The organism is Comamonas halotolerans (assembly GCF_030162935.1).
Lineage (GTDB): Bacteria > Pseudomonadota > Gammaproteobacteria > Burkholderiales > Burkholderiaceae_C > Comamonas > Comamonas halotolerans.
The window spans coordinates 200,737-214,326 of sequence record NZ_JASAUZ010000012.1 but is presented as its reverse complement, the minus strand read 5'-3'; the positions used below and the strand labels follow the sequence as shown (position 1 = coordinate 214,326).

The following is a 13,590-nucleotide window of genomic DNA, read 5'->3' as shown; positions in this document are numbered from 1 at the left end:
TGAGGACTCCCTCGCGATAGTCACAGCACCTGCGCGGGCGCAAAGCGCTCGAACAGAATGTTGTTTTCAGTGTGGATGTGGTGCATCAGGTCGTCGCGGAAACTGCGCAAACCGGTGTAGAGCGCCCGCCAGGTGGTGCATGCGTCACGCGGTGGCGTGATGTCGTTGGTCAGCTCGGCCAAACGGCGCAACGCGTCGCCGTGGTCATCGTGCTCGGAACGCATGGCCGAGATCGGCATGTCCGCCATTGCGCCATCTCCGCGCGTGATCATGGGAAACAGCACGATCTCTTCTTTGCGCATATGGCTTTCCAGCTCTTGCGCCATGGCATCCAGGTGATCGGCCAGCCCATGGGGGCAGTCCTCACGATCTCCGTGCACCTGCTCCACGCGACGTGCCAAGCGTATGAGCTCGGGCAATTGCTCGCGGTGGACTGCGTGGTAACGCTCTAGCAGGTGCGCCACCAGTTGCTCATCGCTGGCATCACTCCAGTCTTTCTCGGGCTCGGCAGCCGCACGCTCTTCCAGTGCTTGCAGTCCGGAGACCAAGGCTTGGAGATTGATGTTCGTGCCTTCGGTGGCAGTGCGCAGGCTGCGGTTGCCAGCACAGCAAAAATCAAGCTGATAGGCACTGAACAAGGCGGTTGCTCCAGGAATACGACGGGCGAGCTGACCCAACGATTGCTCCATGTAAGACATGGTGAATCTCCTTATGTGTGTGGTGATGAAGGCAGCCTCCGTGCCGAGGCTGCATGTGTTGCGTGGCAGGCTTGTCAGCAACGGCTGGCAAGCGTTGGCAATGAGGGCTTAGAGCGCGCCGGTCTTGTAGATGCCAGGGATGGGCTCGCCGGTGACTTCCAGAACGCCCACAGCCCCTTTGCCGGTGCGCGAGAGTGCGTGGTCCACCAGCAGGTAGCTGCCAGGGTGATCGACCTTGAGCTCGACAATGGCGGCGCCGCCCGGAGCGACCAGGGTGGTTTGCACGCTGTGCTTGATGGTGTTGAGCGCTGCCTCGCTATAGACTTTGTCGAACACTTCTCCAATGACGTGGAAGGAGGAGACCTTGTTGGGGCCTCCAACGCCGAAGTAGATGCGCACGGTTTCTCCCACTTTGGCCTGCATCTTGTGGGTCTTGCTCAGCGCGCCGACGGCACCGTTGAAAACGTAATAGCTGGGCAACTCATCGGACATTTTCTGCAAGTCCACCTCTTGGTGTACCTTGGCGCCAATGGGGCGCTGCGTGTACATATCGCCTTGCATCACGTAGAACTCGCGGTCTACCTTGGGCAGCCCTTCTTCAGGCTCCACCAAAATCATGCCGTACATGCCAGCGGCAATGTGCTGTGGCACCAGTGGCGTGGCGCAGTGGTACACAAACAAGCCGGCATGCATGGCTTTGAAGGTGATGGTTTTTTCTTGTCCCGGCGCTACCTGGGTGTGTTGGCCGCCACCATGACCACCAGTCACTGCGTGCAGGTCGATTGAGTGAATGGCCTTGCTGTCTTTGGCGTTGGCCAGGGTGAGCTCCACCGTGTCGCCCACGCGGGCGCGTAGCATGGGTCCAGGCACCTGGCGGTTGAAAGTCCAGTAGGTGAAGCTGGTGTCGTCATCGAGCTTGCCCGAGAGCTCGACCGTTTCAAGTCTGATCTTTTGCACCTGAGGGCTTGCATGTGCCACGGCTGCAGGAACCTTGTTCGGGTCGGCGGCAATGCTCAGCGCAGATGCATCTGCGCTTTTGAGTGGCACGTTCATGGGCGTGTACAAGGCCAGCGCAGCGTCGCTGGAGGTGGTGTGCTCTGCATCTGCGGTCTGCCCGGAGCCCGAGACCTTGAACGTGCCAAACATGCCAACCTGCCGGTGCCCGGGAATGGAGCAGTAATACTCAAAGTCTCCCGCCTTGCTGGCTTTGAAGCGGACCGTTTTCTTGGCTTCACCGCTGAATTTTCCGGAGGAAACATTGAATGCATCAATGATGAAGTCGTGTTCTGCGCCTTCACCGCTTTGCAGCTCAATCTCCACCATATCTCCCACGGTGACATTCAATGTGGGGTTGGCCACACCTTTGTCGTCCACGTAGACCATCTTGCCGTCGACGACATTGGTGTGCAGTACGAAATGTTTGATTGCCTGGTGTGCTTGGGCCACGGTGCTGGTTTGGGCGGGCGCTGCATGCACCGCTGGAACAAAGGCTGTAAAGGCCAGTGCGCAAAGAGCCAGAGAGAGGACGTTCCGTGGAGGCTGTTTCATGGTCAAGGTCTTCCTTGGTTGATGAGTGATGGTTTGTCACAACCGTACATACGCACAGATCAGGCCAGAAAAAAACAAAATAGAGACAAGCATTTACTTAAATCAAGGTCATAAATACCCGACCTGGATAGGGTAGAAAACACCTTGTTAGGGTTGTTTTCACCATGAATCCTTTGCATGCTTTGCTGCTGACCGACCTGACCATGGAACTGCCAATGGCAGTGCGTTTGCAGCGCCTGGTCGAACTTTTGCGTTTGCACTTCGCATGTGGTGCGGTGGCGCTGCTGTGTCTTGATTCGGAGACGCGAAGCCTGCGCCCGGTCGCGGTGGATGGGCTCTCCAGCGACGCGCTGGGGCGTCGTTTCCCCGTGGCCGACCATCCGCGCCTGGCAACCTTGCTGCAACGAACGGGGGAAGTGGTGCGCTTTGCCCATGACAGCGACTTGCCCGATCCTTATGACGGACTGCTCATTGAACAGGCTGGCATGCCGCTGGATGTGCATGACTGCATGGGTGTCATGCTGGAGGTGGAGGGGCAGTGCTGGGGAGTGTTGACCTTGGATGCGTTGAAGGTGGGCACTTTTGAAGGCAAGGCCGTGCGGGAGCTAGAGCAACTGGTTTTGCTGATTGAGGCGTCTATTCGTGTTTCGCGGCTGGAGTCTGCATTGCGCAGCGCGCGCCAGTCATCAGTTGCCATGGTGGAAGAGGTAGTGGCGCGCCCCAAAGGTGAAATCATCGGCGAGAGCAAGCCTTTGCGCAGCTTGCTCAAAGAGCTGCAGGTGGTTGCTGATACAGAGCTACCTGTTTTGCTACTGGGTGAAACCGGTGTCGGCAAGGAGCTGTTCGCACGGCGCTTGCACCAGATGTCGCGCCGCAGCATGAAGCCACTGGTGCATGTGAACTGCGCGGCATTGCCAGAGGCCCTGGCAGAGAGCGAATTGTTCGGCCATGTCCGTGGCGCATTTTCTGGCGCGATCACGGAGCGTCCCGGCCGTTTTGAAGCGGCGGACGGAGGTACGTTGTTTCTGGATGAAGTGGGCGAGCTGCCGCTTTCTATTCAGGCCAAACTGTTGCGGGCCTTGCAAAACGGAGAAATCCAGCGACTGGGGGCAGACAGACCACGCAAAGTGGATGTGCGCATCATTGCGGCAACCAATCGCAATCTGAAGCAACGCGTGCAGGACGGGAGTTTTCGCGCTGACCTGTACCACCGCCTGTCGGTGTACCCCGTGCAGATCCCGCCGCTGCGTGAGCGTGGCAACGATGTGCTGTTGCTGGCGGGCTTTTTCCTGGAATTGAACCGTGCGCGGCTGGGCTTGCGCAGTCTGCGCCTGTCTCCAGCGGCTGAAGACGCGTTGCGCAGATATTCATGGCCCGGGAACGTGCGGGAGTTGGAGCATGTACTCAGCCGCGCAGCATTGAAGGCGCTGAGCAATGGCGTGCAACGCAGTGAGATCGTGTCTTTGGAGGCTGCCTGGCTGGGACTGGATGTAAGTCTTGTACCGCAGGATGACGCTGTGAGCCTGATGCCTGCCGCCGCACTCAATCAGCCCTTGCGTGCCGTGGTGGATGCCGCTCAGTGCGCGGCGATTCGTCAGGCACTCAAGACCCATCGCGGGCAGTGGGCAAAGGCTGCTCGCACATTGCAGGTAGATCCCAGCAATCTGCATAAGCTGGCAAAGCGCCTGGGTCTGAAACAGGGCGCGTGAGCATAAATAAAAAAGCCCTGCGGCATCAGCAGCAGGGCTTTGAGGTCAGGTCGCCGTCAGTGCTTGAGGCGCTCAGAACTGCCAGCGCAACTGTCCCAGCCCGTGAAAGCGCACCGTCACCAAGTCGCCAGCATTGACCGTGGGGCAGCCTGTCCAGGTGCCTGTGGTCACCACGGTGCCTGCGGTTACCGTGCCGTAATGCGTGGTTACGTGCTGCAGCCATGCTGTCAACAACCAGGTAGGGTCTTGCAGGCTGTGTGTGCCGGTAAAGCTTTGCGCGGTGTGGTCATTGATTTGCAGCGTGCAGACTTGCTGACTCCAGTCGTGGTGGCGCAGCGGTGCAAAGTCTTGCCAGGGGGCCAGAGCCAGGCCGCCGTGGCATTGACCGTCAGCCAGCAGTGTCAGTGCGGGGGCCTGGGTGCCTTCACGCCAGCGGCTGTCCACAAACTCGATGGCAACGGTAAAGGCATCCACCAGCGCCAGTGCGGAGGCGGGTGTCAACGCTGCCGCCTGCTGCGCAGTGACGTCATGCCCAATGCGCAGCACGATTTCTCCTTCCACGCCACGCAAATTGAATACCTGCGCAGGAGGGGGCGCGACATCCACATCGGTCAACACACCAGGCTCGGGAAGTGGGGCATGAATCAGTGTTGCATCGCGCCTCGGGCCGCCAGACTTCCAGTAGCGCGGCACCGTGCCGGCAGGCCACCATTTGCGGGCAATTGCCAGGGCGTTTTGCACGGCGCGGGCATCAGCCTCGCTGGTCAGCATATAGGCTACATCCGCGCCGCGTGCCGAGGGTTCTCCCAACTTGTGGCACCACCACAGCGCATCTGCGATGGAGTAGGCGTCCTGCGGCAGATCGGGAGCAATCTGCGGCCAGTCGGGCAGGATGTCTTCGGGATCATCCTTGGCGAGCAGACTCAGGCCCAGCGGAGGCTGGTTGGCAAAAGGCGAGGGCCCGCTCTGCGGGGAGCACTGGCCAGAGGGGCAATCTTGTTCGGGTTTGGTCGACATGGACGCAATCATGGCAAAACCACATGACTTTGCGCAAAGCAGGGAATTGCTGAGCCCATCGGTGGGCCCTGCATCAGGGGCCGCGCAGTGTTATTGGAAAAGACAGCGTGGTTACGGGTTGAAAATATTCTGTTTTTCTGATGGATATTTTGGTGACTTTGATGTTAGATGAGTGCGAAATAGGGTTGGTTTGTTGTTAGTTGTGTTTATATGCGTAAAATGCATAGATTCTCAAGCAAGCGGCCTTGGACAGTTGAACATTGGCTGCGTACGCTGCTGCCCAGTAGCTCAAACACCGCCTGTGCTGTGATTGGGCTGCGTCACATTTTTGAGGTTTTTATGCCTGCACATGATTCTTCGGCGCATCTGATGACACACGCTTTACCTTCCTATCTCAATCCGGACGACGTGGGCCCCTGGGGTACTTACCTGCAACAGGTGGATCGCGTTACACCTTACCTGGGCTCATTGGCGCGCTGGGTAGAGACGCTCAAGCGTCCCAAGCGCATCCTGGTGGTGGACGTTCCTATTGAGATGGACGATGGCTCCATTGCCCACTTCGAGGGCTACCGCGTGCAGCACAACCTGAGCCGCGGCCCGGGCAAGGGCGGTGTGCGTTTCCACCAGGATGTGACGCTGTCGGAAGTCATGGCCCTGTCGGCATGGATGTCGATCAAGAACGCGGCAGTCAACGTGCCGTATGGCGGCGCCAAAGGCGGGATTCGTGTGGATCCCCGCAAGCTCTCCAAAGGTGAACTGGAGCGTTTGACGCGCCGCTACACCAGTGAGATTGGCTTGCTCATCGGCCCGACCAAAGACATTCCAGCGCCTGATGTGAACACCAATGGTCAGATCATGTCATGGATGATGGATACCTATTCCATGAATACCGGCTCTACCGCCACCGGCGTGGTTACCGGCAAACCCATTGATCTGGGCGGCTCCTTGGGCCGCGTGGAGGCCACGGGGCGGGGCGTGTTCACTGTCGGCATCGAGGCCGCCAAACTGATCGGCCTGCCCGTGGAAGGTGCGCGCGTTGCCGTGCAGGGTTTCGGTAACGTGGGGGGCACGGCAGGTAAATTGTTTGCTGACGCTGGCGCCAAGGTGGTGGCGGTGCAGGACCATACCGGCAGCATCCAGAACGCCAACGGGCTTGATGTGCCAGCCTTGCAAGAGCATGTGCGCACGCAAGGGGGCGTGGCCGGTTTTGCGGGCGCTGAGAGCATTGAAAACGATGCATTCTGGGCCGTGGATTGCGATATCCTGATTCCCGCGGCGCTGGAAGGGCAGATCAACAAGGACAATGCCCAGCGCATCAAGGCCAAGATGGTGATTGAAGGCGCCAACGGGCCCACGACACCGGAGGCTGACGACATCCTGCATGACAAGGGTGTGCTGGTGCTGCCCGATGTGATCGCCAATGCAGGCGGTGTCACCGTAAGCTATTTTGAGTGGGTGCAGGACTTCTCCAGCTTCTTCTGGAGCGAGGACGAAATCAACGCCCGTCTGGTGCGCATCATGCAGGACGCGTTTGCGGGCGTCTGGCAGGTGGCACAAGAGAACAAGGTGAGTCTGCGCACGGCGACGTTCATCGTGGCCTGCAAGCGCATCCTGCATGCCCGTGAAATGCGAGGCCTGTACCCTTAAGCCAAGGCGTGTTTTCAAAAAGCGGCCTTTGGCCGCTTTTTTTATCCGCGCTGCTGTGCCCAGGCGTGGCGCTGTAGCGTGCGTTGTGCCATCTTGAGGATCGGGGCATCCACCATTTTGCCTGCTACCACGCAGACGCCTCCCTGAGCTTGTTCCATCGCCTGAACAACGGCGCGCGCGTGTTCTACAACTGATTCACTGGGCGTAAAAACAGCGTTGACCCCAGCGATTTGTGCTGGGTGTATACATAGTTTGCCGCCAAATCCCATGTGCAGTGCGCGGCTGGTATCTCTGTGAATGCGTGCGGCATCTTTGGTGTCAACAGTGACGCCATCGATGGGTTGGGCCAGACCTGCGCGGCGTGATGCCATGACGAAAGCCATGCGCGTTGGCAGCAATTCATGTTCGTCCTCGCTGCATTGCATGCCCGCGTCCACTTGAAAGTCCAGGTGACCAAATGCCAGGCGCTGCACTTGTGGCGCTGTGGCCAGCGCATCGAGTGCATCGAGGCCAGCTACAGTCTCCACAAGGGCTACCAAGGCACAACCCTTGCCTGCGTCATGTGCTACCTGCGCCAGGGTGGAAGATGCCTCGGATTTGGGGGCGACGGCTCCGGCGATGCCGTGCCCCACCAGCCGACCCAAAGCCTGCACATCGGCTGCAAACCATTGCGTGTCTGCGGCGTTGATGCGAACCAGCAAACGGGCACGCTGTGCATGATCCAGGGTGGTGACAGCCGCCTCCAGCGCGTTCCGGGCGGCATCCTTGTCGGCCGGGGCCACGGCATCCTCCCAGTCGGCAATCACCATATCGGCGTGGCTGGCGAGGGCTTTGTACAAGCGTTCTGGCTGTGAAGCTGGAACAAACAAAAACGAACTGGCGTTGCGAAGCAGATCAGACATGGCGAAAGCGTTTCATGGGCAAGCGCTGGCTTGTGGTTGGTGCTCGGGAGACGCGAGCTGATGCTCGCCGGAAACAGGGCTGTGCAGACTTGCCTGCTCAGCCCCGGGGGCCACATTTATTCCGCGCTCACGCCTGTCTCCTTGATCACCTTGGCCCAGCGAGCCACTTCGGCCTCAAGGTGCTTGCGCAGACCTTCGGGGGTGGCCTTTTCAGGGGACACGAGGTCAGAGCTCAGATCGGCAATACGCGCTTTGACATTGGCATCTTTCAACGCCACATTCAGCGCCTTGTTGATGGTGTTGATCACTTCCTTGGGCGTACCCTTGGGTGCGTACATTCCGTGCCAAACCTTCACGTCGAAGCCTTTGAGGCCTTGTTCGTTGAGGGTGGGAATATCGGGCAGCGATGCCAGACGTTCTGGCGTGGTCACACCAAACACCTTGGCGCGCTTGCCGTCCTTGATGACCGGAACGGTTTGCGTGGTCTGATCACACAGCAAATCCACCTGTCCGCCCATCAGGTCGTTCATGGCAGGGCCGGCACCCTTGTACGGAACCGTGGTGAGGTTGACGCCCAACTGGTGCATGAGCAGCATGCCGCACAGCTGAGAAACAGCACCAATTCCGGCATTTGCCAAAGAAACCTTTTCCTGGTTTTTCTTGACATAGTCCTGCAGTTCCTGGAAGTTGTTGGCAGGGAAATCCTTGCGCGACAGCAGTGTCATCGGCACATCCAGCACCTGTCCGATGGGTTCGAAGTCCTTGATCGGGTCATAGGGCAGTTTTTTGTACAGCGCCGGGGCTGTAGCCATGCCCATGTGGTGGATCAGAATGGTGTAGCCATCGTTCTTGGCTTTGGCCACACGTGCAGGGGCGATCGTGCCGCCAGCACCTACGGTGTTCTCGACCAGCACGGATTGACCCAGCTCCTGCCCCATGGGGACGGCCAGCAAACGCGCCACCACGTCGGTTGGGCCACCGGCCGAGTAAGGCACCACCAGAGTGATTGGTTTGTCAGGCCAGGTGCTGGCCATGGCGTTGCTCACTCCCAATGTCATCAAGGTGCAAGCTGCGACCAAAGTACGACGTGAAAATTGCAGGGAAGATGTCATCTCTAAGTCTCCTTAACGGTTGAAATTGGGGCGCTCAAGCACCCTCTGTGAGAATTGCTCCCATACCAACCGATAGCCCTCCGGCTATGCAGTTGGCGTTCTTCTCAGGCCAATAAATGGCCTACACGCTCCCACTGTGCGATTTGCCACAGTTGTTCTATCGAAGCTTGTGCCTGATTTGCAGTGACGGCTCCCCCGTAAGCTGCCAGTCGCAAGGCCTTGTCCGTAATTTCTGCACGCGACAAGGTGTTGCCCGGGTCTCCCTTGGGCTCGTCCACGCGCCCTTGCAGCGTGCGTCCGTCCACGGTCTGCACGGTGACCTTGCCAATCCAGCGCTGGGGATAGGCAGCATCCACTTCAGCGTCCAGCACCATCTGCACTTTCTCGCGCACAGCCACAGTCTCCGGCGCTTGAAAGTGCGCGTCAAACTCGGTCAAACCCGCAAAGCCAAAGCGTGCGGCCAGTGCCAGCACCGTTCCCATGGAAAACTTGCTCTGGTGCACCGTGCTGGGGCTCACAACGGGGCCCAGCACATCGATGGCACCCTGGTGCACATGGCAGGCGATATGCGCAATGTCTGCCACTTGCAGCTTGTTTTGCTGCATGACCTGCAGCAGTGCGTCTGCCGCAGGATGCGTGTGGCGGCAGGACGCGTGCCACTTGAAGCTGGTCTCTGTCGTGGCCCAGCGTGTGCCCAGACCATCGGTGAGTTTGGTCGGATTGGCATCCTGGCTCATGCCTGCAGCCAGGCCTTGCGGGCCGGTGAAGATGTCTTGCGCGCCGGTAAAGCCTTCCTGGGCTAGGTACGCAGCCATCAGGCCTGCGCTGGCGGCATGCGCGGTGTGCAGTTGCTTGCTGTCGGCAGCGGTGCGCAAAAATTCCCACAGACCTGCCGATTGCGTGCCCGCAGAACCCAGCGCATGCTGCATTTGCAAGGGCGTCAGACCCAGCAAATTGCCCACAGCAGTGGCGGCAGCCAGCGTGCCCGCCGTGCCGGTGGTGTGGAAGATCTTGTAGTGGCTGCGGCCGAGGAACTCGCCCACGCGAATGCCCACCTCATAGCCTGCCACGCAGGCAGCCATGAGTTGCGCACCACTGGCACCGATGCTTTGCGCCACCGCGACCGCAGGTGGGAACACTACAGCGGCCGGGTGAAATACCGAGCCGTTGTGCACATCGTCCTGCTCGGCCACGTGTGAGGCAGCCGCATTGGTCATGGCTGCCATCATGGGCGAGGTGGTGGCGCCTTGGGCAATCACTTCGCTGGCACCAGAGGACGGTCCTTGCGACAGCGCAAAGCGGCAGATGCTTTGCACCGGGCGTGCACTTTGGCCTGCCAGCACGGAGCCAAACCAGTCGACCCACAGGTCTTCGGTTTTGCGTTGTACCGCTTCGGGCACATCGGCCCAGCGCAACTGGGCTGCAAAGGTGGCCAGTGGGTGGATGTGTACTTCTTTTTCTGCTTTCATTGCTGTCTCTGATGCAGACGGCATCTACACCGTCTGCTGCGTGGTTCATGTGCTGGTAGCAGGCGATTGCAGTGCCTGGATTTGTGCTTCGCTCCAGCCGAGGCTGGCCAGAATGCTGGCGTTGTGCTGCCCTACCGAAGGCACTGCCTCCATGCGGTAGTCAAAGGCACTGTTGACACCTGGCGGCAGCAATGCCGGTACTTCGCCTTTGGGCGTTTCTACCGTGCGCCAACGTTGACGCGCTTGCAATTGCGGGTGTGCCCACAGGTCTGCCATCTCGTTGACACGTGCGTTGGCAATGCCTGCCTCTTCCAGGCGCTGCACCACTTGTGAGGCCGTCAGTGCAGCGAAAGTTTGCGTAATCAGTGCCTGCAATGCCTCACGGTTGGCATTGCGCCGGGCGTTGCTGTCAAAACGCGCATCGGTAGCCACATCGGGTTGTTGCAGCACGGCGTCGCAAAAGATCTTCCATTCGCGCTCGTTTTGCAGCCCCAGCATCACCGTCTTGCCATCCCCAGCCCGGAAGGGACCATAAGGGTAGATGCTGGCGTGTGAAGCCCCGGTGCGCGGTGGTGGAGGTGCGCCGTCAAAGGCATAGTAGAGGGGATATCCCATCCACTCGCTCATGGCTTCCAGCATGGATACATCAATGTGGCTGCCTTGGCCGGTTTTGGCACGCAGCAGCAGTGCCGACATGATGTTGGTGTAGGCGTACATGCCCGCAGCAATATCGGCCACGGAGATGCCTGATTTGCTGGGCGTGTCAGGTGTTCCCGTTACCGACAAAAAACCAGCTTCGCTCTGGATCAGCAAGTCGTAGGCTTTTTTGTCGCGATAAGGGCCATCCGCACCATAACCGCTGATGTCGCAAACAATCAGCTTGGGGTTGCTGTCCTTGAGTGCCTCATACGACAAGCCCATGCGGGCTGCGGCACCCGGAGCAAGGTTTTGCACCAGCACGTCAGCGGTTTTAAGCAGCTCCAGCAATGCGGCTTTGGCCTGAGGCTGCTTGACGTCCAGCGCAAGGCTTTCCTTGCTGCGGTTGATCCAGGTGAAGTGCGAGGATTGGCCGTTCACCCGCTGGTCATAGCCGCGCGCAAAGTCGCCGCTTCCGGGACGCTCCACCTTGATCACGCGTGCACCCAGATCGGCCAGCTGGCGTGTGCAAAACGGAGCGGCCACAGCATGTTCCAGCGAGACAACGGTAATGCCGTCCAGTGGACGGGGGCGTTCAGATACTGCCATGTCGGATTCCCCCGGTTTTAGAACGAACGAGGCAGACCCAGCAGGTGCTCGGCCACGTAGGAGAAGATCAGGTTGGTGGAGATGGGCGCCACCTGGTACAGACGCGTTTCGCGGAATTTGCGCTCCACGTCGTACTCGCAGGCAAAGCCGAAACCACCGTGAAACTGCAGGCAGGCATTGGCCGCTTCCCAGCTGGCCTTGGCCGCCAGGTACTTGGCCATATTGGCTTGCGCGCCCATGTGCTCGTGCTTGTCATACAGCTCACAGGCCTTCCAGCGCATCAGATTGGCGGCTTCCAGCTCGATAAAGGTCTCGGCAATCGGGAACTGCACGCCCTGGTTCTGCCCGATGGGGCGGCCAAACACGTTGCGATCCTTCACATACTTGGTCACGCGGTCCATGAACCAGTAGCCATCACCAATGCATTCGGCGGCAATCAGTGTGCGCTCTGCGTTCAGACCATCAAGGATGTACTTGAAGCCCTTGCCTTCCTGGCCGATCAGGTTCTCGGCAGGAATCTCCAGGTCTTCAAAGAACAGCTCGTTGGTCTCGTGGTTGACCATGTTCGGGATGGGGCGCACGGTCATGCCCTTTTTCTCGGCCTCGCGCAGGTCCACCATGAAGATCGACATGCCTTCGCTCTTCTTGGTCACTTCGGCCAGTGGCGTGGTGCGCGCCAGCAAGATCATGAAGTCCGAGTGCTGGATGCGGCTGATCCACACTTTCTGGCCGTTGATGACGTATTTGTCACCTTTCTTGACGGCGCTGGTCTTGATCTTGGTGGTGTCTGTGCCCGTGGTGGGCTCGGTCACGCCCATGGATTGCAGACGCCACTCGCCCGATGCAATCTTGGGCAGGTATTTTTGCTTTTGCTCGGCAGAGCCATGGCGCAGCAGCGTGCCCATGTTGTACATCTGGCCGTGACAAGCTCCGGAGTTGCCACCGCAGCGATTGATCTCTTCCATGATGACCGAGGCTTCGGTCAGTCCCAGGCCTGAGCCTCCGTACTCTTGCGGAATCAGCGCAGCCATCCAGCCCGCTTCGGTCAATGCGTTGACGAATTGCTCGGGATAGGCGCGCGCTTCATCCACTTTGCGGAAGTACTCATCCGGGAAAGCGGCGCACAGGTCGCGAATGGCATCGCGGATTTCGTGGTGGTTGTTGGATTGGGTCAGCTCAATCATGGGTGTCTCGGAATTTTTTTGGAAGGCGGCGGACGTTGCAGGACCTTGGGCTTAGGCCAATGTGGCCGTGGCCTGCATGGTCAGCCAGCCTTCATGGTCCTGCGCCCAAAGCTCAATGGTCTTGCCATCGGCTGAAGGTTTGCCGTGCACGCTGAAGCTGTGCAGATCAAAGGTGGGGCGTACCGCTTTGAAAAAGAAGCTTTGCAATTGCGCGTTAGGTAGGCTGCGACGCAGCAAGTCCACCAGCAGCGTGGCAATCAAGGGGCCATGCACGATCAGTCCGGGGTAGCCTTCCACCTCCGTGACGTATTTGCGGTCGTAATGAATGCGATGGCCGTTGAAGGTCAGTGCTGAGTAGCGAAACAGCAATACGTCATCAGGAGTGATCACGCGTGACCATTGCTGCTGGCCTGCCAGCGCAGGTGTTTGTGGCGCAGGTGCAGCTTCCCCGGGTTGGGCTGCCGCACGGTAAACGATGTCGTGCTCTTCGGTCAGACAGAGGCCGTCGGCATTGCCAAATCGGTGCTCCACCTGCACAAACAGCAACTCTCCAGAGCGCCCCGCTTTGTGCTTGACAGACTGGATGGTGGAGACCCGTTCCACATCCTGGCCGACTTGCAACGGGTTGTTCGCTTCCCAGCGCAAGCGTCCGCCGGCCCACATGCGACGTGGCAAAGGAACGGGTGGAAGAAAGCCTCCGCGCTGAGGATGACCATCTTCACCAATTTCACTTTGCCGAGCATGTGGCAGGAAATACAGCCAGTGCCACAGCGGTGGCACCGTGCTGCCAGAAACGGGGGGAACATCGTCGCGGTCCAGCGTGGCCGACAAGGCACGCAGCGGCGCCGCAGTGATCAGATCGGCCGTGGTCTCGCTGCGGCCTTGCCAGGTTTGCAGGTGTGCCAGCTGGGTGGCGTCGATTTGTGGGGAGAGTTTGTCGCTCATGGCCAAAGTCTTGCTTTGCTAAGAAAAGTCAGTCATTGCTGACGTGCATTTGCAATGCATCTTGGTGCTGCGAAAGACTTTCTACAATCACAGCTTTTGCAAGCGAGCCTTCGG

General features: G+C 59.2%; 11 protein-coding genes. 2 read left to right on the top strand and 9 right to left on the bottom strand.

The window, feature by feature from the left end; all coding sequences use genetic code 11:
* Positions 1-20: 20 nt before the first annotated feature.
* Both ytfE and nirK read right to left on the bottom strand, forming a co-directional pair.
* Positions 21-698, bottom strand: coding sequence for an iron-sulfur cluster repair protein YtfE (gene ytfE / locus QEP11_RS08290; protein ID WP_284336166.1), 678 nt, complete (start codon positions 696-698; stop codon positions 21-23).
* Positions 699-806: 108 nt separating this feature from the next.
* A complete protein-coding gene (gene nirK, locus QEP11_RS08285; RefSeq protein ID WP_284336165.1) occupies positions 807-2,246 on the bottom strand; it encodes a copper-containing nitrite reductase in 1,440 nt (479 codons plus the stop codon).
* A gap of 164 nt (positions 2,247-2,410) precedes the next feature.
* Here nirK and norR point away from each other — a divergent pair, with 164 nt between their 5' ends.
* Complete coding sequence (norR, locus tag QEP11_RS08280; RefSeq protein WP_284336164.1) at positions 2,411-3,955, top strand: nitric oxide reductase transcriptional regulator NorR; 1,545 nt, start codon at positions 2,411-2,413, stop codon at positions 3,953-3,955.
* Positions 3,956-4,027: 72 nt separating this feature from the next.
* Here the strand turns inward: norR and QEP11_RS08275 are convergent, their stop codons facing one another.
* Complete coding sequence (locus QEP11_RS08275) at positions 4,028-4,972, bottom strand: fumarylacetoacetate hydrolase family protein (RefSeq protein ID WP_284336163.1); 945 nt, start codon at positions 4,970-4,972, stop codon at positions 4,028-4,030.
* A gap of 339 nt (positions 4,973-5,311) precedes the next feature.
* Here QEP11_RS08275 and QEP11_RS08270 point away from each other — a divergent pair, with 339 nt between their 5' ends.
* Positions 5,312-6,619, top strand: coding sequence for a Glu/Leu/Phe/Val family dehydrogenase (locus QEP11_RS08270; RefSeq protein ID WP_284336162.1), 1,308 nt, complete (start codon positions 5,312-5,314; stop codon positions 6,617-6,619).
* Between the two features lie 41 nt (positions 6,620-6,660).
* Here QEP11_RS08270 and QEP11_RS08265 read toward each other — a convergent pair whose 3' ends face one another.
* From QEP11_RS08265 to QEP11_RS08240, 6 genes are all read right to left on the bottom strand, one after another.
* Positions 6,661-7,521, bottom strand: coding sequence for an HpcH/HpaI aldolase/citrate lyase family protein (locus tag QEP11_RS08265; RefSeq protein WP_284336161.1), 861 nt, complete (start codon positions 7,519-7,521; stop codon positions 6,661-6,663).
* Positions 7,522-7,637: 116 nt separating this feature from the next.
* Entirely contained in the window at positions 7,638-8,633 is a 996-nt protein-coding gene (locus QEP11_RS08260) for a tripartite tricarboxylate transporter substrate binding protein BugD (RefSeq protein ID WP_413788698.1), read from the bottom strand.
* Positions 8,634-8,737: 104 nt separating this feature from the next.
* A complete protein-coding gene (locus QEP11_RS08255) occupies positions 8,738-10,102 on the bottom strand; it encodes an MmgE/PrpD family protein (RefSeq protein WP_284336160.1) in 1,365 nt (454 codons plus the stop codon).
* A gap of 45 nt (positions 10,103-10,147) precedes the next feature.
* Positions 10,148-11,347, bottom strand: a complete 1,200-nt coding sequence (locus QEP11_RS08250; RefSeq protein WP_284336159.1) for a CaiB/BaiF CoA transferase family protein — start codon at positions 11,345-11,347, stop codon at positions 10,148-10,150.
* 17 nt (positions 11,348-11,364) lie between these two features.
* Positions 11,365-12,531 carry an acyl-CoA dehydrogenase family protein gene (locus tag QEP11_RS08245; protein ID WP_284336158.1) on the bottom strand — a complete coding sequence of 389 codons (1,167 nt, stop codon included), beginning with the start codon at positions 12,529-12,531 and terminating at the stop codon, positions 11,365-11,367.
* Positions 12,532-12,582: 51 nt separating this feature from the next.
* The gene (locus QEP11_RS08240; protein ID WP_284336157.1) at positions 12,583-13,476 is read right to left on the bottom strand and encodes an HTD2 family dehydratase; all 894 of its coding nucleotides are present in this window, start codon (positions 13,474-13,476) and stop codon (positions 12,583-12,585) included.
* Positions 13,477-13,590 lie beyond the last annotated feature (114 nt).